An 18,490-nucleotide genomic window follows, 5' to 3' on the forward strand; every position below is an offset into this window, starting at 1 on the left:
CCCTAGAATGATATAAGAGCGAAGGTATGTATGCGGCAGCACTGAAATATGAGATAAACTCCCAATGATAATTTTTTTATCTGAGATGTATAATTAATCAAATGTCGAGGGACAAGAACATATACCCATTGAAGTCGCTATTTTAGCGGCTTTTTTATTTTATCGGTACAAGTTCTTGTCCCGAGCAAAAGACAAGAACTTGTACCGATTACCGGAATGGACAAGAACATAAACCGATTACCGATTAGATGCATATCTAAACATTAAGCACACCCACTTACAATTTCATTTAATTCCATAATTCATAACAATGTTTAAATAATTAAGGGGAAACTGACCCACGGTTAACGGGAGAAACAAAGCTCTGTTGAAAGTTGATAATTATGTAGCTTTTTAATTCGGAAGAAACTTATCATCCAAATCAAAGATAACAATTTGCTATAAAGCATTATACATTTTTAGTTGAACCTGTACATGAAGGAGCGTTCTTATGGAAATTTGTTTATGTGGAAGTGAAAAAAGTCCTGATCAATGTTGTGTGCCAGTTTATCCTCCAATGCTCATGAAAATCCCCCCGTTTATTCGCTCGTCCAAGATTCCCATTTTTGTGAAACAATACAGAGTAAGATATAGTCTTAAAAGTGGGCCAGGTATCCTAGCACAAGTAGATCCTGTGATTGCCGAAGTACTTGGCTTTGATATGAGTAAATCGCATATTAATAATACAACAGAACGAATCGGTTAAGCTTTATCCAAAGGGAATTATCTAACTTGGTGGAAAGTAAAGCATATGATGCAATGATTGAAGTAATTCAGTGCGAAGATGTGCCTTTACGTTGTGAGTTTGAGGCTTATATATCACGTATAGCATCTTACTTAGACATATGGAAATTTAACGATACTATGATTAGTTATTATATACATAGTGGGCACTATAGGGCAGCTGATTTGGCATATGATCTTTGTATTGAACCTTATTATGTTAACTTTACTATTGATCAATTTCGATCCTTGTTGAAAGGATCTCATTCAAATGAGCAATGTCATGGTAATATGTATTCAAACTCGAGGTACCAGAGGTTATTAGAAGAAGTAACAAGTCACTATGGTAAAATTTGTCGGGGGACAAGAACCTTGTACCATTCCAAGTCGTTATAACAGCGGCTTTTCATATTATCAGGTTATCGTATCTGAAATCTTCGAACGTTAAATGGATAGCTTGATAAAGAAAGAAAGAAATGGTAACCAATATTGCTAGTTACCATTAGAAAACCAAGAGACCTATACATGCCCTAATATTAGTTCGGGTCTTTAAGATATTGCTGAAGGAAGTGAGTTTGTGATCTGAGCTGGTAAGGAAGCCTTTCACACTGTCATTCTAAGGCCCAGAATTTAGCACAGGACAAGTGTAATGGAAAGAGGAATTAAGGGAATAATTTCACAAGCGGTTATTCCTCAAGTGAGTTACCGTGAATACTTAAATAAAGGAGTTATGCACTGTGTCCAGACAATTGGATCGGAAAGTGAGAGAGCAGGGGACTAGATTTCTGGTATATCCGCAATTTAGAGGTATTCAAGGATTTCAGAAGCCTGAGGTTATTTATTTAAATGCTCAACCAGGTTCCATTCAAGCTGGCCCGGAGGATGACCGGCAGTACGTCATTGACGCAATCGGAAAGCGACCTTATCGCAATGGAGAGGGCCCTCCCTATACCGGAAGACGTAATCCGCCGCTTCAGCCGGACGCGCAGGGGCATTTCGATCATGTGCAGCCCGGATCTCGTGAGTTCTCAGCTGCTGCAATGTTTGCTACCATCAGAAGAACGCAGGATATATGGGAAGATTATTTTAAGATTAAAATTACTCCGCCGCAGAAACTACTTCTTATTCCGCTGGTTGATTGGAACAATGCACAGGCCGGCTCCAATTTTCTTGAATTCGGTTACGCAGAGGATGCGGGACAAAGATATCCATATTGTGAGAACTTTGATGTGCTTTCGCATGAAGAAGGCCACTTTATCAAGGATCAAATCATTGGATATCCAAGCAATGGAAATGATACGGAGGACTATCATGGTCATCATGAAGCCTTCGGGGATCTAGTCGCAATCGTGGCTTCGCTGCATTTCAACACTGTGCTCAACGAGCTGCTTGAGCATACAAGCGGCAATCTGTTTACAGAGAATGAATTGTCCAGGCTGGGGGAATTCGGGTTAAACCGCTTTATCCGGCTGGCATTTAATGACCGCAAGCTGTCCGATGTTAGAGAGAGAAGTGAGCACGATCCTTGGAGACGGGAAGAGCATGCATTATCGGAACCTTTTACCGGAGGTGTATTTGATATTCTGGTTGAGGTCTTCCAAATTGCTCTGATCGAGCGGAGTCTGATATCTGCGGATTTGGGCAGACGAAGTTATAATACCCACCACAATCCAAGTGAAGCAGCAGCGATCCAGCAAGAATTTGAACAATTGTATGCGGGCAACGAGGAGCAATTTAAGGACTGCCTGATTGACGCGCGGGACTTCTTGGGCACCTTGATGGCCGAAGCCTGGAAGCAGACTAGCCCGGATGAGTTGACCTATAGTAAAGTGCTGCAGAACATCCTTGATGCTGATCGGAAGATCAGCGGAGGCAAATACCAACAGACCATCATCGGCTGCTTCGATTGGCGGGAGATTCTGGCTCCTACAGTAGCGGCTAACTCACTGGCCTGGACGAAGCCCCATATCATTGAAGAACTGGCTTACGATCCGGCCAAGGTGGGAGTTACATTTCAGTGACTCTGAAAACTTCCATATTAAGACTGTATGTCGTAAGACATGGCGAGAGCATCGCCAATGCAAACGGGATTCTGGAGTCTCGTAATGACTCTCCCCTAAGTGACTTAGGCCGTGAGCAGACAGATAAGCTTGCCGTGAAGCTTAGGGATGTGCAGTGGCGTAAAGTATTTTCCAGCCCCAGTCTCAGAGCACGCTCGACGGCTGAACTTATCGTCGGACCTGTGGCTGTGGAGACCTTGACAGATCTTGCCGAGATGGATGTCCCGTTATGGGAGGGGCTTACTTGGGAGGAAATTAAAGTTAAATTCCCAGCGGATTATGAGACATTCCGTAATGACCCGGAACATTACAAACCCGCCACAGGGGAGACCTTTCAAGAGGTTGCGTTCCGAACAAACAGGCTTTTAGCAAAGATACAAAGGGATTTCGCTGGGGACGGGGGTGACTTTCTGCTCGTAACACATTCTGTTATTGTGAACATGCTACTGATTTCCGCTACACAGAAAAGGATAGACGATATCAAGTTAAGCGAGAAAGTAGGAAACGCCAGCATGAGAATCCTACGTTGGAACGGAGAACAGTTTGAGCGCGAGCAGGAAGTCTAAGTAGTCATTACTCGGATTGTACAGTGACACAAAGCTACAAACTATGAGAACCCTATAATAAGCGAATCGAGACCTTACTATGAAGAAGGTGCGACTCTAGTTAATTTCCATTATATATAAAAAAAGAACTTTGTAACATTAAAGGAACACGCTCCCTTTAAAGTCGCTATTATAGCGGCTTTTTTATTTTATCGGTACAAGTTTGTGTCCCGAGCCAAGGACAAGAACTTGTACCGATTTCCGATTAGGCGTATATCTAATCGGCATCTTGCTCCTCGATTCATTAAACTAACGGGCAGGTTAGTTGAATAAGAACGTCGAAACACATATTGCATACAGAAAGTTCCAACCAAGCGAAATTGAGTTACTGGATGTAGAGTAGAAGGAACGAACAAGCAAACGCCGGAATGATTCGAAAGTTTTCTAATAAATGATAGAAGTGGATGTAGATGGAGATAACTGGCTGGGTGAATAAAATTACCGAAATCACATTATTTGTGGAAGATCTGCAGCGGTCGAAGACGTTTTACCAAGAGTCGTTTCAACTATTAATCCAATACGAAGACGAAAACTGTGCAGTATTTGATTACGGAAATACATGCATAAACCTCTTAAATCAATCAAATGCACGAGAATTGATTGATCCGGCTCAGTTTGGTCGTGTCGAGGATGGTGCAAGGTTCCTGTTTACAATCCAAGTGCCCGACGTTGACCGGGTATGCAACGAGTTGGAAATACGGGGCGTTACATTGTTAAATGGGCCAATAACGCGTCCTTGGGGGCGGCGGAAGGCTTGTTTTGCCGACCCTGACGGGCATATTTGGGAGATAGCGCAGGTGCTTTAACGACTATTATGTGATGGGGTGAAAACCTTATGTTAAAAAATGATTCCGTGGCTATTATCGAGCAATATAAGCGAAACCTGGCTGGATATACGATAGACCAGTTGCGATATAAATTCCAGGAAGACGTTTGGTCGATTGGACAAATGTATATTCACGTGATCGATGTGGCAGAAGAGTACATCGATCATATTCAAACTTGTACGATGGAGACTCAAGAAAAACATGGAGGCAAGACTGAAGTCGGAACGAAGGCGTTTATCGAAAAAGTGTGGCCCGATGTCCGTGTGAAACTTGAGGAACCAGTCAACAGGACCCGTAACCCCAATAGTAAGGAAGAGATCATAACCGGTCTAGAGCAGGTGTTAAAAAAAATGAGATACTGGGAGGAACACGTTCGCGGAACGAATCAGGCTTGCAAGGTGCGTCATGGCTGGTTTGGCTGGCTTAACGCGCGTGATTGGTTTGAGATGATTGGCATGCACAGCAGGCATCATTTGCGCCAAAAGGCAAGACTGGACGAGAAGCTTGTGGAGGCAGGCTTATGTAATAATTCACTAAATTAACGGGAAACGATAGCTCATAAAACCAACAAAGCAGCTGACCAATGTCATCGGCTGCTTTTGTTCAACTAACGGGCAGGTTAGTTCCAGTATGTGGTACTAGGTACTATTTGTTTGGGCAATGATGGGGAAATTGTAGTCATTAAGGGGGCAGGTATGGCGACCACAATAGGTCTTATTAGACATGGGGTTACTGAATGGAATAATCTTAGCAAGGCTCAAGGAATATCTGATATACCGCTAAACGAAGAAGGAATAGAGCAAGCAACTGCACTGGCAAAAAGACTTTCAAGCGAAGAATGGGATGTTATATTCTCCAGTAATCTAACGAGAGCTAGGCAAACTGCCGAAATCATTCAGCAATGTTTAGGAGTACCCGTATTCAATGATGAACGTATTAGAGAGATTAATTGCGGCCTAATTGAGGGCACCACCGAGGAAGAGCGTATCACTCGTTGGGGAGCAAATTGGCGTGAGCAAAATCTTGGTATGGAAGATTTCAAAATGGTCGCAAAGCGAGGTCTAACTTTTCTCGAAAAACTGATTAAAGAATATGTTGATAAAAGAATATTAGTTATAAGTCATGGAGCATTGATTGGGCTGTCATTACAACATCTTTTGCCGCAACATTTCCAAAAAACGTATATAGATAATACTTCTATAACCATTCTTACACACACTAACAACAAGTGGGCATGCCAATTATATAACTGTACTAAACACCTTTAGCTATTGTGGACTAAGCTAACGGGAAACGTTAGCTCAATAAAACAAAAAAAGCAGCCGATCATTGTGATTGGTTGCTTTATTCAACTAACGGATAGGATACTTTCAAGATTAGACGCGGTGAACCACACTAAAAGTATCGACGAGTTTATCGTCGTTAGCAACTATTAAGCAGGATAATACAGTTTCTGGGTCGAATTTGGTTGGCGGTAAGTTAGAATGGGGGATAAGATATGGAAAAGTACGGAAGTGACAAGGCACGTTTTCTAAAAGAAATAATGGATTTGATGGTACTCATAGAAGGCGGATCAATTGAACTACGCGATTTTCTTAATACAGATAAATGGCTTAGTACTGATTACACTTTATCTAACCCAGGAAGTAGTAAAAAGACTATAACGTGGACTGAAGCTATAGAGCCATTCCATGTAATGAAGTATCCAGTAACACAGCAGTTATATCATTTTGTCATGCATGAAGAAGAAATAGAGCCGATTGTGAGTAAGCTACCAATTACGGAAGTTTCGTGGATGGATGCTATTGCTTTCTGTAATGAGTTATCGAGAAAGCTTGGCAGGATGGAATGTTACGCAGTTACAAACGAAAGTGAGAACACAATATATAACAAAATAGCGAATGGATTTCGATTACTGTCAGACGCTGAATGGCAGTATGCGTGCAAAGCAGGATCAACGGGATATCGGTATGCAAGAATTGATCAAATTGCATGGTATCAAGGAAATTCCAATGGATCTGTTCATAAAGTAGGACAGTTGCTTCCTAATCCATGGGGACTTTATGACTTGATCGGTAACGTCTGGGAATGGTGCTGGGATCTATATGATGCTGAACGATATGGGAACTATAGAGTTTTCAGGGGAGGCAGTTGGGCTGAAGTGGAGAACAATTGTGGTTCTACGAGTAGAAGGAAAAGCATGCCCAATTTCAAAATAGATGATCTTGGTTTTAGAGTAGCACTTACAAATCCTTGAGAAAACGACACATCGAGTATGCTCAAGTCGTTGAGCTGACGGTAGGTGTTCAACTATCCGGAAACTATAGCTTACTGATGACCCGAAGGCAGCCGACGACTAAGATCGGCTGCCTTCGCTGCGCTAACGGGGGCAGGGTAATTCAATATCTTTGTCTTCATAATGCTTATCCACTTTAACAAAGATGAGAAAACAGTTTAATGAGTAAATATTGCCAATGCAAGTCGCTAGCCCATTAGGCAATCCTGCACAGATGAGACTTATGAAAAGTAAATTTGAGGTGGGAGATAGTACCATCAGGACATTAGATTATTCACGTTAATTTTTGTTTTAATCTTTTACGACAACTTATGCTAGGATATTGAACTAACGGGAAACGTTAGCACAATAAAACAAAGAATGCAGCTGACTGTTTGTTTTATCGGTGCAAGTTCGTGACCCGAGCCAAGGACAAGAACTTGTACCGATGCAGGAATGGACAGGAACATATTCCTATTAAAGTCGATATTGTAGCGGCTTTTTTGCTTTGATCGCCATCTTTATGGGACGTGATCTATAACCTTAGAGCTCAAACTTAAAATCAGAATGGATTGTAGAATGAGCTTCGTGCTAGTCTAACATGATTTTCTCGTTAACCATTGTATTGATGCAAGAATTCTTTTTTGGATTATTGAAAAATTAGTTATTCAATTCAGCGAAAATTTTTTTAATGCCTGGCTGGAGATAGCAGGGAGGAGAAGTACGGAAATTAGCACGCCTTCTTGGAACGAAGTAAATACAATGAGAGATCGATCTTTTCCAAACGTAGCTTTGAAATACAGCTTTGTTGAGAATACCTCATCAAGTTCCATTGAGTATCACTATTTAGAAAATGAAGAAGTGTCGGCTTTTAAATACGTCTGCCCATATCAACATGAAAGTGCCAAACGTAATATTTATACTATGACGTCCTATATACCCCTCAATCAGTTGCGATACAAGTCAGAAGAAACACCCATGATGTTGTTGAAAAGAAAGCATTACAAAAAAAAATCAGTTGAAGCATATGTGAAGGAATTAAACTTTTAGAACCGTTAAATGATATGATGATTAACGGTTTTTTTGTTGCAGTAAAAAGTATAACTAATAAGTATAGGAGGCTATGGAACAATGTTGGACAAGAATTTGTACCGATTTCCGATTAGAATGCTATCTAAACAGTTGCATGAAAGGAATTATGTCGATTGAAAAGAGCACATTACCATAAAAAGTCGCTAAAATAGAGGGCGTGTGAGCTAAGAACAGATCCCCTAAAAAAACTAATTGTAAAGTAATATTCATTTTTTAAAGTTAACGGGCAGTTTAGTTTAATGAACGATGCTAAAATAAAGAAAATATAAGAATAAATTGAGGTAAGAAATTGAAAACAAAGAAAAGTATGAGACAAATATGCCCAAAATGTGGGTGCGAGAAATGTGTTCCCAAACTGTATATTGATAATCCAAAATATCCTTCTGGTTCGATTCTGAGATGTAAGCAGTGTAAATCACTTTTTTCGCTTAAAAATGGAGGATGGGTCTTTTGGAAGGAATGGGAATAAGCTAACGAGAACCGTTAGCTCAATTAACTCAGGAGCCGTTTCAACTGGAGAAGATTTTGTTCTTCTCCCTCGAAGGTCTTATGGTGGCTACGGCTGTGTCGCATGTGAATAGACGCAAGCGCTGTAAACAATATGGGTAAATAATTTGGAGGAATTGACATTAAGTTTCCAACTAGCCTGAAGGTTATTGTACCAAGCTAAGGACAAGAATTTGTATCGATTACCGGAATGGACAAGAACATAGTCCGATTAGCAGATAGGCTCCTGTTCACCCTATCTCATCTATTATTTACTGCTGCATTCTTAAACGGATTATAGGGAAACGAGAGCCATTCTATCTGCAATTTAGGAGGTTCATGTAAGCAAAATTTGCGTCTCTTTAATAAAGGCCGCGATAGCAGGAGATATTACTTCCAGAGAGGGGACTGCTAATCCTATGACACGGTTAATGGAAGGGGTTAATGGTTTTACCAGGATATTAGCTGGCACAGCCGGTAGAATCATTGAAGGGACGATGGATACCCCAATGCCTGCCTCAACCATGGAAATAATAGTTGAATTCCCCACAACCACCAGTCGCTTATTTAGACTAAGCCTATCGTCTTGAAATGCTCTCATTACAAGTGTTTCGCATCCAGATTTAAGTGATAGAAATGGTTCGTGCGTAAGTTGCTCCATAGAGATGACAGCTTGGTTTCCAAGCGGATGATTCACTGGCAACACAGCGACATATGGATCGCTTATGAGCCGAATGAAATCCAGTCCATCACTTGGAACGGTAAGAAACCCCAGATCAACTGTTCTTGTCCTGATCCAGGAATTAACTTCTGCATAACTTCCTTCAAAGAGCTGTAGTTCAATTCCGGGATAGCGGCTACGAAATACTTGGAAAATATCTGGAATCATGTTAGCCACAAAGCTGGAGAAGGCACCGATGCGCAGGATACCACTCTTAATTCCTTTTGCCTCAGCCACAACTTGATTAATTTTTCCTTTTTGACCCATTATTTCAAAAACATGAGGAAGAATTTGTTCACCAATGTTTGTCAAATTTACCCTGTTGCGATTACGTGTAAATAGAACAATGCCTAGTTCTTTCTCCAGATCAGCAATCGTATGGCTAACACCCGATTGACTAGTATGCAGAAGCTTTCCTGCTCGGGTGAAGCTTTCCGTTTGAACGACGGCTAGAAATACCTCCAATTGGTACAAAGTCATTCTCAGCACCTGACTTTCATGAGTTGATCTTCATGCAGGATATGGTGATTTTTCATTTTACACGTGATTGGACATTTATTATGATGAATTCAATAGAGCAGTTGGAGGTGGGTCATGATGATCAGACAGATTCAAGTGTATCATGTGGATGCTTTTACCCACAGTGCGTTTGAGGTCAATCCTGCTTGGGGAGTGCCGGATGCTAGTAATATAACATTAACTGAAATGCATAAGATTGCCAACCAGTTAAACCTGTCGGAGATGGCATTTTTATTGCCGCCTCCCGAACCGAAGGCTGATTTGCGGGTCCGTTATTTTACACAGCTAGAAAAAATCAACTTCTGTGCTCATGCTACGATCATTCCATTTTCTCCATTTAAGTTGAAGGATTTGTGCCTGCCAGAGAATTGGGGGGAAGCTCATGATTGAACTGAACAGACACGTTATGGAAGACATGAACAAGCAGCTTGACCGCATCGAGAAGTGCTTGAACTTGCTGAACGATGAACTCATTTGGATAAGAATAAAGGGCTCCATGAATAGCATCGGTAACCTCTGTTTGCATTTGGCAGGAAACGAATATCAGAATTTCGTTAGCGCGATCGGTAACAGACCGTTCATCAGAAGGCGTACACATGAATTCACGACGGACGGAGGAATATCGAGAGAAGAGCTAATTCTCCTTCTTCGGGAAACTAGAAAGGAATCGGAAAATGTTATAGCTGCGTTATCGAACGACGATTTGTCCAGAGAGGTTATCATTCGCTATAGCCGTGAGGATTGGAACGGAATGCACCGAACGAATATGTGTACTGAAGAAACCTATGATATAAGAGCAATTGGTCGTCTGCTTATCCAGGTATCGGCACATTATGGATATCACGCAGGACAGATCGTTGTGCTTGCCAAGATGCTGCGAGATACACAAGAACATATCACGGGTCAGTACCATTGAGGAGAGCAGGATGGGCATGATCAGACTTGAGCCGTTTAAACGCACCGACTTTCCACAACTCATCGCTTGGATTAATTCACCCAGGTTTATGATTCAATGAGGAGGGAGGACGTTTAGCTATCCATTAACTGAACAGCAACTAGAGTCTTACATCCGAAGTGATTCGCTGATCTATAAAGTGGTACTAGAAGACAAGTACAAGGTGATCGGGCATATTAATTTAACGGTGGATGGCATCAATAATTCCGGAAGAATAGGCAAAGTGATAATCGGGGATCAAGACTGGAAAGGACAAGGCTTAGGGCATCGGATGATGCAAGAGGTTGTCCATACCGCGTTCGGACAATTAAAATTGCACAAAGTAAGTCTCGGCGTATTCGATTTTAATCTTTCCGCAATTGCATGCTACGAGAAGGCTGGATTTAAAAAAGACGGATTACTTCGAGAAGCGCGAAAGGTTGATGACGAATATTGGAATCTGTGGGAAATGAGTATTTTGGAAAAAGAGTGGCTAAAACAACAAAATTAAAGACAAAGGTGTCGAGGGACAAGAACATAGTCCCATTGAAGTCGCTAATTTAGCGGCTTTTTTATTTTATCGGTACAAGTTCTTGTCCCGAGCCAAGGACAAGAACTTGTACCGATTGCCGGAATGGACAAGATCATAAGCCGATTACCGATTAGATGGGGATCTAACATTGATCACATGCACTTAAAGATTCATTAAGTACCATAATACATGAAAATGTTCACAATGTTATGTGACAACTGAGAAGATGAGAGGTTAAACACGGTTGCTAGGTATTAAAAAGGCGAAATATCGGACTGAAAGTAGCTGCTGAGGACAAAAACTTCTACCGATTACCGTATTGGACAAGAACATGTTCTTAGGAGAACTTAATTAGACAAGATTTGTTGGGATTGGTCTTCAGGGGATGCGAACGATGCTGACAATTTGGTGCAGGAAATGCAAGGAAAGTCTTTTTTATTTACGATAGTATTTAACTCGAAGGGAGGGAGAACGATGGATTGGTTGGAGAGGATGAAAAGTTCAATCGATAATATCGAAACAAATTTGGAGAACAATATCTCATATGATGAAATAGCGCAGATTGCCTGTTGCTCTACCTATCATTTTCAACGAATGTTCCCTTTCATTAAAGGAATCACGTTATCCGAGTACATCCGACGTCGTCGTTTGACATTAGCGGCTTTTGAACTGCAGGCAAACGATGCGAGGGTAATCGATGTTGCTATGAAATATGGATACCAATCGCCGGAAGCGTTCGCACCGGCGTTTAAGAATCTCCTTGGGACTATGCCGATATCTGCGCGCGATAAAGGCGTTTCCTTAAAAGCCTATCCTCGAATGTCCTTTCATATCTCAATAAGAGGAGATGTCGAGATAAATTACTGGATAGAACAAAGAGGAGCTTTCGAGATGTTCGGCGTTTTGTCTTGTGAGTCAGGATTTACAAATGTCATTTACTGATGTTCCTCAGTTCCGTAAGCAATGTGATGAGGACGGCAGTATGGATCTAATGAACGAGTTACTATGGCGGTTTGGTAATACCGTGCTGCATGCTGCCTTATATGACCATATGTTAAACGTTAACGGTATTGATCTTGCTTATGACAGTTATAGCGATGAAAAGCATGAAACCATGCTCCTGATTGCCGGCCGGGAACACAAATGATCCGATGGACTGTTCCATTTTGTGAGATGCTGGCGGCAAAAGGATACAGGGGGATTCATTTTGATAATCGGGACACAAACTTATCTACCTATTTTAGCCATCACACTACACTGGATTTTGAAGCCCTCGCCAGAACACTTATGTCAGGACAACGCCCGAAAATTCCTTATACGCTTGAGGATATGTCTGCCATCACAGCTGTTTGAAGCCGTTGGGGAGGAATTGAACGGATCGCTCTGCACAAGGGTTAACCGATTGAAGGGGGAAGCAAGCATAACAAACATATCCTCAACGTGAATAGTTTAATTTACAAAGCTAATAATAACCAGGAAATATTTCATTTTGTAAGGAGGAAATTCAGGTGAAGGCAGATGCAGTCTTTGAAGGCGGGGGGGGGTCAAGGGAATTGCTTTTGTGGGAGCCATAGAGGTGATGGAGGCTAGAGGCTATACTTGGAACAAAATTGCAGGGACTTCAGCTGGAGCGATTGTTGCGACATTGTTAGCCTGCGGTTACAACAGTGCTGAAATTCGGAATTTGATGAGCTCGCTAGATTATACGAAGCTGCTCGGACGGACAGGAATAAGCAGGTTGCCTCTGTTTAACAAGACCCTTCCATTCATATTTGATTCTGGAATCTATAGCAATCACATTTTAGAGCAAGTGATGACAGATTGGCTGAAACGTAAGAACATTGTAACGTTTGGAGATCTTCCAGAAGGAAAGCTTTCCATTATCGCCTCGAATATAAGCAATGGTAAGATCGTCGTTTTTCCTAATGATTTGCCTCATTACGGACTGAAAGCATCTGAATTTCCAATTGCTGCAGCTGTGCGAATGAGCACAACACTGCCTTTCTTTTTTAAACCTTATCTATGGCATACGCCATTACAGAAGAAACCGTATTATATGCTGGATGGAGGCATGCTCAGTAACTTTCCGATCTGGCTCTTTGATGTGGAGGGGATTCCACAGTGGCCGACCTTTGGCTTCCGGCTGTCAGAAAAGCGTACGTATGCCCAATCTATGGATATCAACGGTCCGGTTTCTTTACTCAAAGGAATATTCAAAACGATGTTACAGGCCCACGATCAAAGACATGTAGATGAACATACGGAAGAACGAACGATGTTTATTCCTACTGGAAAAGTAACAACGACGAAGTTCAATTTGACGGAAGAAGACCAGCGTTTCTTACTGTCATCAGGACATGTTACAGCAACGAAATTTCTGGAAAGTTGGGATTTTGAAACGTACAAGAATAAATTCAGACAAAATCATGCAATCACACCGATGGAACTTTACTTTGCAGAACAGCAGGAGGGACATAAAATTTACCAATAACTATGATTTTCCCATGATGTATAAGCATAAAGAAACCTTCATGACCACTCGGTGAACGGGTGGTCATGATGACTTAACATTGCCTATATCCTGCCTATTTAGAATAACGGATAGGGGGGGCATCCAATATCATAGATCCCTTTTTACTTAATTCAAACTAACAGCCTTCTTTATTACCCAGTGTACATTGATCCTCTTTAGTTTGCTTCGCAATAACTGTACTAGCTAGACGCTCTTCAAGTTCCTCTATATTCATCGTCGCGCCTAATGCAATAAACTCATTTCCATCACGGAGAAGAAGTGTCGGGTAGCTGTTTACTCCAAGGCGGTGTACTTGGGCAAACTCTGCGTGTGCCTCGGCAATTGCCGCTGGATCATTCAGTATTTTCATCACTTCATCAGCATCAAGGTCTTTCTGCAGCGCAATTTTATAGTACGTCTGTGGATTGCTAAGGCTTAAGCCATCATAATAAAATGCCTTTTGCATCGCAGAAGCGAGATCGATTGCGCGGTCAGGGGCCAGTGAACGCAGAGCATTAAATCCGATTGCTGCAATCTCGGAGTCCAGAACCAGGCTACCTTCGTTTAGAAGCTCCTCATAAGCAGGCCCAAACTCCGCCCCTGTAATTTGACTAATCCGTTTGTTGGCCTCGGGAATATGAGGGAAGGCCGCGATGGAAATTGTGAGGCTCAGTCCTTACCGGGATAATGTGGTGTTCACACATATCCTTTCTCGAAAGCTTAACACAATAACCCCAAGGCCCTTTAGAACAAGATAAAGGGTCTTGGGGTTATTTACATAAAATAAAACAGCTTAATGATGGGGATGTTTCTACAATGCCGGAGTCTTCAGAACAGGTTCATCTGATTTACTGATCCAAGTGTGAATTATCAGCCCATGACCGGCTCCGGTGCGGGCGTGGCTACGCCCGGATACATTTGACGCATGAAGTTTTTATCCGTTTCCGACAGGGTGGTGTTGAACGGCGTACCTCTTCCGTCGCAGGTCAATTCACCCGGGAAAGGATACAGCATGATTGAATTGCGGTCAAATTCAGTGAAGTTTGTATTTAAGGGGTTTTCTTTATCCAATACATTGTGTCTTGTTGTTTCCTCGTCCCATCCCCTTCTCCTGAAATATTCCAGAACGACTTGTTCGTTCCAGCAGATACCAGCCGATGGACTCTGGTGCTCATGAATACATCCCAAGGCATGGCCGAATTCATGCATGACGGTTTTTTCGAACTCCGACTCCTCGGTATCCTGGTCAAACCAGCCGAAAGCGTAGCCTTCTGCCGTTTCGCCACAGTTTTCGGACCATAACGGCCATCTCGGGGTCGACTTCATTGCGGGCGGTCATGTTCTCCAAGGCGTCGGCTTCCAGTTCAAGCGGGACGGCATTATCTGCCCGTTCTTTTATTGCGATGGACACCGCTTCGTTGTTTTTGTCAGCAGGGGGTTTCAAGATGACACAAATCTTCAATGCCTTCTGCGGTTCGGTCATTGACGTTGCTCCTTTTCGTGATGAGTATTTTTTAACCAAACTATATTCTGAACCAAGGGTCTCACGGTATCCATATTAACTTTTGGAAAATCAGCAAATGCACTTCAGTGGCTTAACACGTTAACAAAAAAAGGAGGGGATGATATTAAAAGATGATCAAATAATAACCACGCAGCTAAAAGCTGAAATTTGTTACAAGAGGTGAATCATGTCAACGTTAGTAAGCAATGCAGATGACGTACAGCTGCCTCCAGTCGAAACGGTAAGTGTGCGGCAGCATGTGAAAGAAATCCCGAAAGGCGTGCAGATGATCCAGGCCCCGCAATACTGGGAACAAGGGAATTATGGCAAGGGAGTTATGATCGCAGTCCTGGATACTGGCTGTGATGCCGAACATCCAGATTTACGCGAGCGGATTATGGGCGGTAAGAACTTCACCGATGATGACGATGGAATTCCTCGCGTGTACAAGGACTACAACGGACATGGAACGCATGTGGCCGGGATTATCGCTGCGACGAAGAATGGGGACGGCGTGGTAGGCATTGCTCCCGAAGCGGGGCTGCTGATTCTGAAAGTTCTCAACCGTCAAGGGCGTGGAAGACCGGAATGGATTTCCCAGGCGATTCATTATGCGATTGACCAAAATGTACAGATCATCTCGATGTCATTGTCTTTTGCAACTGACCACAAAGGGATTCATGATGCCGTTAAGCGTGCAGTGGACAACGATATTATAGTCGTGTGTGCAGCCGGAAATACGGGAAAAGAAGAGTTTCGTTATCCGGCCGGGTTCAATGAATCGACTTCAGTGGGAGCCATTAATTTCAACTCTGATTCGGCACCATTCCTGACGATGAACAATGAAATTGATCTGCTAGCTCCGGGTGTGGAGATCAAGTCGACGTATCCGCTGGAGCTGGCGGAGGATAAATCCATCCCCTACAAAATTCTTTCCGGCACTTCGATGGCTGCCCCGCATGTAGCCGGGGCATTGGCGCTGCTGATCAATAGCTGCCAAAGTGCGGAACAGTTTAACCGGCAGTTAACCGAGCCGGAGCTTTACGCCCAATTGACGAAGCGGACGATCCCGCTGGGAAGGTCTAAATCCGTTGAAGGCAACGGTCTGTTGTATCTTACCGCCGACAAGCTGCTGGAGGAACATTTACGGCAACACCCGGTCAATGTCAGTGAATATGCCTAATCTAGAAGAACAAAAATGCTGGATAATTAGAATATGTACAAATAGTCGTAAGGAGTGATTTAGATGGCTGATACATTGCATAATATGGTGAACGGTAAAGGAGAAGTTTTAGCCGCCGCTGCCAATACAGCGGCTGATTCGGCGCAGACCGAAGCTTTTCAAGGAACAGGTACCCTCTCCAATCGGGGGACAGCGGAAACAGATATCAAAGATAAACAGCTTCCATCCATTGAGTCGTTGCTATTTGTGAATAAAGAGGAAGTCTGCCAGCTTGATGACAGGCTTAGAGTAATGGATACAGCGAAATTCTCCTGGTCCGCGGTCTGCCGGTTAATTATTACACTGGATGATGGACGTGAGGGCGTTGGAACGGGGTGGCTATGTGGTCCGGGTACTGTGATTACTGCGGGGCATTGTGTATTTGACAGCGAAACTAGAAAATGGCATAAATCGATAGTTGTCATTCCGGGTAAAGATGAAAGACGCGAACCTTATGGACGTTTCACGGTTACTACCGAGCATTTCTGGTCCGTCAACGGCTGGGTTCAAGAAGGGAATCAGGAGTATGACTACGGGGCAATCATTCTAAATTCTACCATAGGCAACAACACTGGCTATTTTGGCTTCAGGTATGATCCTAATGACACTATCAATCAAAAGCCTATATTGAATTCAGGCTATCCTTCCGATAAAAACGGCACACAGTGGTACATGAAGGGGATTGTCGATAACGTGCAGGCGCAAAAAGTATATTACAAACTGGACACAATGGAAGGTAACAGCGGAGGTCCGGTATGTCTAGGCGAGACTAATCAAGTCATTTGTATTCACGCTTACGGCGGTTGTGCAGCCACCGGCAGCAACTCCGGTACCCGGATTAACCGTGATGTATACGCCAATGTGCTGAAATGGAAGGAAGCTGGCGCATCTCCGCAAGCATCCGCAGAATCCGAACACGAAATGGTAAAGGTATGAGTCGGGCATCGGCGGCTGGGCACAAGCCTGAGAACAGGCGCGAGCTGATTGTTATATCAGACCCCGGTGCATTAAATCCTCCAGAGAGCTCCTTGATTCAGCCGCTGCCTACAGTCCACACGCTATTGTCGGAATTGTCTGCGGAGATGGGAGAATCCTTTCAACTGCTTCCTTTATTTGCACGGGAACAGGAAGCTGAAGCTGAGACTGTTGAAATGACCGCTGAGATGGCCGAGGCCAGAGCAGGATTGCACATCTTCTACAGGGTCGACGCTCCCGATGATAAATTGGATCAGATCGCCGAGAAATTACGTCAAGACAGCCGAATTCAAGGTGCTTATGTGCGGCCTGAACCGGAAATTCCCCGCCCAGTTGCTTTGGAAGCGGAGGAGGAAGTATCCCCCTTGCCGTCAGCTACTCCGGATTTCGGCGAACGGCAAGGTTATTTAAATGCGGCACCGACAGGGATTGATGCGTATTATGCCTGGACCCTGCCCGGCGGTTATGGTAACAGAGTGCGGATCATTGATCTTGAAACCGGATGGAACTTTTCACATGAGGATTTGCAGGTCAATGAGCAAGGTATCATTGGTACGGAGAATGACTATAACGATCACGGAACTGCCGTGCTTGGGGTGATGGGCGGGGATCACGATGCCAAAGGGATTAAAGGGATTTGCCCCGAAGCGCGCATAGCGGGCATCGCCTGGAATGAAAGCTGCGCGTCCGCAGGTGACAGCCCTGACGTGCTGCTGGATTCCATCCGGATTTGCGCCCCGGAAGCGATACGCAAAGCGGCCGATCAATTGCGGACCGGCGATATTTTGCTGCTGGAAATGCATGTCCCCGGTCCGCACTATAATTATGTCTGGCGTCCCGATCAACGGGGATACATTGCCATTGAATGGTACCCCGATATGTTGGCTGCGATAAAATATGCTGTTGCTAAAGGGATTCTTGTTGTGGAGGCGGCGGGGAACGGCGGCGAAAATCTGGATGCTCCGATGTACGATCAGCCCAAAGATGGTTTTCCTCCCAACTGGAGCAATCCCTTCCGCAGACAAGGAAGGGATTCCGGAGCCATTCTTGTCGGAGCAGGCGCTCCCCCGAAAGGAACCCATGGACGAAATCACGGTCCCGCACGATCCAGACTGGACTTCTCCAATTATGGATCGGCGATTGACGCGCAAGGTTGGGGAAGGGAAGTGACAACTACCGGTTATGGCGATCTATCACGGGGCAGCGGCGAGAATTCGTGGTATACCGACCAGTTCAGCGGTACCTCCAGCGCATCTCCAATTGTTGTCGGGGCTCTGGCATGCTTGCAGAGTATTCATCTGACCCGCGGTGGAAGGCAACTGCCCTACGCAATACTGCGGGAGATGCTGCGCACAACGGGCAGTCCGCAGCAGGACTCGCCAGGCAGACCTGCCAGCCAACGGATTGGCAATCTACCCGATTTGAGGGCACTGATCTCGCGTTTGAACGGTTTTTAGGGAACAA

General features: G+C 43.7%; 18 protein-coding genes and 2 pseudogenes. 16 read left to right on the plus strand and 4 right to left on the minus strand.

Annotated elements, in window-relative coordinates; translation table 11 throughout:
- Nucleotides 1-490: 490 nt before the first annotated feature.
- The 7 genes from AC1S8V_RS16395 (at nt 491) to AC1S8V_RS16425 (ending at nt 6,511) form a co-directional block, all read left to right on the plus strand.
- Nucleotides 491-745 (plus strand): hypothetical protein, encoded by a 255-nt coding sequence (locus tag AC1S8V_RS16395; RefSeq protein WP_482069929.1) that lies wholly within the window; start codon nt 491-493, stop codon nt 743-745.
- A 754-nt stretch (nt 746-1,499) separates the two neighbouring features.
- Nucleotides 1,500-2,783 (plus strand): gluzincin family metallopeptidase, encoded by a 1,284-nt coding sequence (locus tag AC1S8V_RS16400; protein WP_482069930.1) that lies wholly within the window; start codon nt 1,500-1,502, stop codon nt 2,781-2,783.
- Nucleotides 2,780-3,388, plus strand: a complete 609-nt coding sequence (locus AC1S8V_RS16405) for a histidine phosphatase family protein (protein ID WP_482069931.1) — start codon at nt 2,780-2,782, stop codon at nt 3,386-3,388. The genes AC1S8V_RS16400 and AC1S8V_RS16405 overlap by 4 nt, the downstream gene beginning before the upstream one ends.
- A gap of 449 nt (nt 3,389-3,837) precedes the next feature.
- Complete coding sequence (locus tag AC1S8V_RS16410; RefSeq protein WP_482069932.1) at nt 3,838-4,233, plus strand: VOC family protein; 396 nt, start codon at nt 3,838-3,840, stop codon at nt 4,231-4,233.
- Between the two features lie 29 nt (nt 4,234-4,262).
- Complete coding sequence (locus AC1S8V_RS16415; protein WP_482069933.1) at nt 4,263-4,796, plus strand: DinB family protein; 534 nt, start codon at nt 4,263-4,265, stop codon at nt 4,794-4,796.
- Between the two features lie 153 nt (nt 4,797-4,949).
- The gene (locus tag AC1S8V_RS16420) at nt 4,950-5,522 is read left to right on the plus strand and encodes a histidine phosphatase family protein (RefSeq protein WP_482069934.1); all 573 of its coding nucleotides are present in this window, start codon (nt 4,950-4,952) and stop codon (nt 5,520-5,522) included.
- A gap of 230 nt (nt 5,523-5,752) precedes the next feature.
- Nucleotides 5,753-6,511, plus strand: coding sequence for a formylglycine-generating enzyme family protein (locus tag AC1S8V_RS16425; RefSeq protein WP_482069935.1), 759 nt, complete (start codon nt 5,753-5,755; stop codon nt 6,509-6,511).
- Between the two features lie 1,933 nt (nt 6,512-8,444).
- Here the strand turns inward: AC1S8V_RS16425 and AC1S8V_RS16430 are convergent.
- Nucleotides 8,445-9,308 (minus strand): LysR family transcriptional regulator, encoded by an 864-nt coding sequence (locus AC1S8V_RS16430; RefSeq protein ID WP_482069936.1) that lies wholly within the window; start codon nt 9,306-9,308, stop codon nt 8,445-8,447.
- 114 nt (nt 9,309-9,422) lie between these two features.
- On the opposite strand from AC1S8V_RS16430, the gene AC1S8V_RS16435 reads away from it, so the two are divergent.
- The 6 genes and pseudogenes from AC1S8V_RS16435 to AC1S8V_RS16460 all read left to right on the plus strand — a co-directional run bounded on the left by AC1S8V_RS16435 (nt 9,423) and on the right by AC1S8V_RS16460 (nt 13,304).
- On the plus strand, nt 9,423-9,737 hold the full coding sequence (locus AC1S8V_RS16435) for a PhzF family phenazine biosynthesis isomerase (RefSeq protein ID WP_482069937.1): 315 nt from the start codon (nt 9,423-9,425) through the stop codon (nt 9,735-9,737).
- Entirely contained in the window at nt 9,730-10,263 is a 534-nt protein-coding gene (locus AC1S8V_RS16440) for a DUF1572 family protein (RefSeq protein ID WP_482069938.1), read from the plus strand. The genes AC1S8V_RS16435 and AC1S8V_RS16440 overlap by 8 nt, the downstream gene beginning before the upstream one ends.
- Before the next feature lie 16 nt (nt 10,264-10,279).
- Nucleotides 10,280-10,792, plus strand: a pseudogene (locus AC1S8V_RS16445) (GNAT family N-acetyltransferase).
- Between the two features lie 495 nt (nt 10,793-11,287).
- Nucleotides 11,288-11,864 (plus strand): annotated as a pseudogene (locus AC1S8V_RS16450) (helix-turn-helix transcriptional regulator); the annotation flags it as partial.
- A 122-nt stretch (nt 11,865-11,986) separates the two neighbouring features.
- Nucleotides 11,987-12,166, plus strand: coding sequence for a hypothetical protein (locus tag AC1S8V_RS16455; RefSeq protein WP_482069939.1), 180 nt, complete (start codon nt 11,987-11,989; stop codon nt 12,164-12,166).
- 226 nt (nt 12,167-12,392) lie between these two features.
- Nucleotides 12,393-13,304: a patatin-like phospholipase family protein gene (locus AC1S8V_RS16460; RefSeq protein ID WP_482074505.1), complete on the plus strand. Its 912-nt coding sequence runs from the start codon at nt 12,393-12,395 to the stop codon at nt 13,302-13,304.
- Nucleotides 13,305-13,461: 157 nt separating this feature from the next.
- On the opposite strand, the gene AC1S8V_RS16465 is transcribed toward AC1S8V_RS16460, so the two are convergent.
- From AC1S8V_RS16465 to AC1S8V_RS16475, 3 genes are all read right to left on the minus strand, one after another.
- Nucleotides 13,462-13,791: a hypothetical protein gene (locus AC1S8V_RS16465; RefSeq protein ID WP_482069940.1), complete on the minus strand. Its 330-nt coding sequence runs from the start codon at nt 13,789-13,791 to the stop codon at nt 13,462-13,464.
- A gap of 404 nt (nt 13,792-14,195) precedes the next feature.
- Complete coding sequence (locus AC1S8V_RS16470) at nt 14,196-14,651, minus strand: zinc metalloprotease (RefSeq protein WP_482069941.1); 456 nt, start codon at nt 14,649-14,651, stop codon at nt 14,196-14,198.
- Nucleotides 14,572-14,808, minus strand: a complete 237-nt coding sequence (locus tag AC1S8V_RS16475) for a hypothetical protein (RefSeq protein WP_482069942.1) — start codon at nt 14,806-14,808, stop codon at nt 14,572-14,574. Before AC1S8V_RS16475 ends, AC1S8V_RS16470 begins: the two co-directional genes overlap by 80 nt.
- Before the next feature lie 208 nt (nt 14,809-15,016).
- Between AC1S8V_RS16475 and AC1S8V_RS16480 the strand changes: the two genes are divergently transcribed.
- The 3 genes from AC1S8V_RS16480 to AC1S8V_RS16490 all read left to right on the plus strand — a co-directional run bounded on the left by AC1S8V_RS16480 (nt 15,017) and on the right by AC1S8V_RS16490 (nt 18,483).
- A complete protein-coding gene (locus AC1S8V_RS16480) occupies nt 15,017-16,012 on the plus strand; it encodes a S8 family peptidase (RefSeq protein WP_482069943.1) in 996 nt (331 codons plus the stop codon).
- A gap of 63 nt (nt 16,013-16,075) precedes the next feature.
- A complete protein-coding gene (locus tag AC1S8V_RS16485) occupies nt 16,076-16,987 on the plus strand; it encodes a trypsin-like serine peptidase (protein WP_482069944.1) in 912 nt (303 codons plus the stop codon).
- Nucleotides 16,984-18,483: a S8 family serine peptidase gene (locus AC1S8V_RS16490; RefSeq protein WP_482069945.1), complete on the plus strand. Its 1,500-nt coding sequence runs from the start codon at nt 16,984-16,986 to the stop codon at nt 18,481-18,483. Before AC1S8V_RS16485 ends, AC1S8V_RS16490 begins: the two co-directional genes overlap by 4 nt.
- The last annotated feature ends 7 nt before the right edge of the window (nt 18,484-18,490 follow it).

This window comes from Paenibacillus sp. B46(2026) (assembly GCF_056786355.1).

Bases quoted from the DNA above. Each gene is read 5' to 3' on its own strand.
- AC1S8V_RS16395 (WP_482069929.1), top strand. From the start codon at position 491: ATGGAAATTTGTTTATGTGGAAGTGAAAAAAGTCCTGATCAATGTTGT.
- AC1S8V_RS16410 (WP_482069932.1), top strand. From the start codon at position 3,838: ATGGAGATAACTGGCTGGGTGAATAAAATTACCGAAATCACATTATTT.
- AC1S8V_RS16415 (WP_482069933.1), top strand. From the start codon at position 4,263: ATGTTAAAAAATGATTCCGTGGCTATTATCGAGCAATATAAGCGAAAC.
- AC1S8V_RS16420 (WP_482069934.1), top strand. From the start codon at position 4,950: ATGGCGACCACAATAGGTCTTATTAGACATGGGGTTACTGAATGGAAT.
- AC1S8V_RS16425 (WP_482069935.1), top strand. From the start codon at position 5,753: ATGGAAAAGTACGGAAGTGACAAGGCACGTTTTCTAAAAGAAATAATG.
- AC1S8V_RS16430 (WP_482069936.1), bottom strand. From the start codon at position 9,308: ATGACTTTGTACCAATTGGAGGTATTTCTAGCCGTCGTTCAAACGGAA.
- AC1S8V_RS16435 (WP_482069937.1), top strand. From the start codon at position 9,423: ATGATGATCAGACAGATTCAAGTGTATCATGTGGATGCTTTTACCCAC.
- AC1S8V_RS16440 (WP_482069938.1), top strand. From the start codon at position 9,730: ATGATTGAACTGAACAGACACGTTATGGAAGACATGAACAAGCAGCTT.
- AC1S8V_RS16455 (WP_482069939.1), top strand. From the start codon at position 11,987: ATGCTGGCGGCAAAAGGATACAGGGGGATTCATTTTGATAATCGGGAC.
- AC1S8V_RS16460 (WP_482074505.1), top strand. From the start codon at position 12,393: ATGGAGGCTAGAGGCTATACTTGGAACAAAATTGCAGGGACTTCAGCT.
- AC1S8V_RS16465 (WP_482069940.1), bottom strand. From the start codon at position 13,791: ATGCAAAAGGCATTTTATTATGATGGCTTAAGCCTTAGCAATCCACAG.
- AC1S8V_RS16470 (WP_482069941.1), bottom strand. From the start codon at position 14,651: ATGAAGTCGACCCCGAGATGGCCGTTATGGTCCGAAAACTGTGGCGAA.
- AC1S8V_RS16475 (WP_482069942.1), bottom strand. From the start codon at position 14,808: ATGACCGAACCGCAGAAGGCATTGAAGATTTGTGTCATCTTGAAACCC.
- AC1S8V_RS16480 (WP_482069943.1), top strand. From the start codon at position 15,017: ATGTCAACGTTAGTAAGCAATGCAGATGACGTACAGCTGCCTCCAGTC.
- AC1S8V_RS16485 (WP_482069944.1), top strand. From the start codon at position 16,076: ATGGCTGATACATTGCATAATATGGTGAACGGTAAAGGAGAAGTTTTA.
- AC1S8V_RS16490 (WP_482069945.1), top strand. From the start codon at position 16,984: ATGAGTCGGGCATCGGCGGCTGGGCACAAGCCTGAGAACAGGCGCGAG.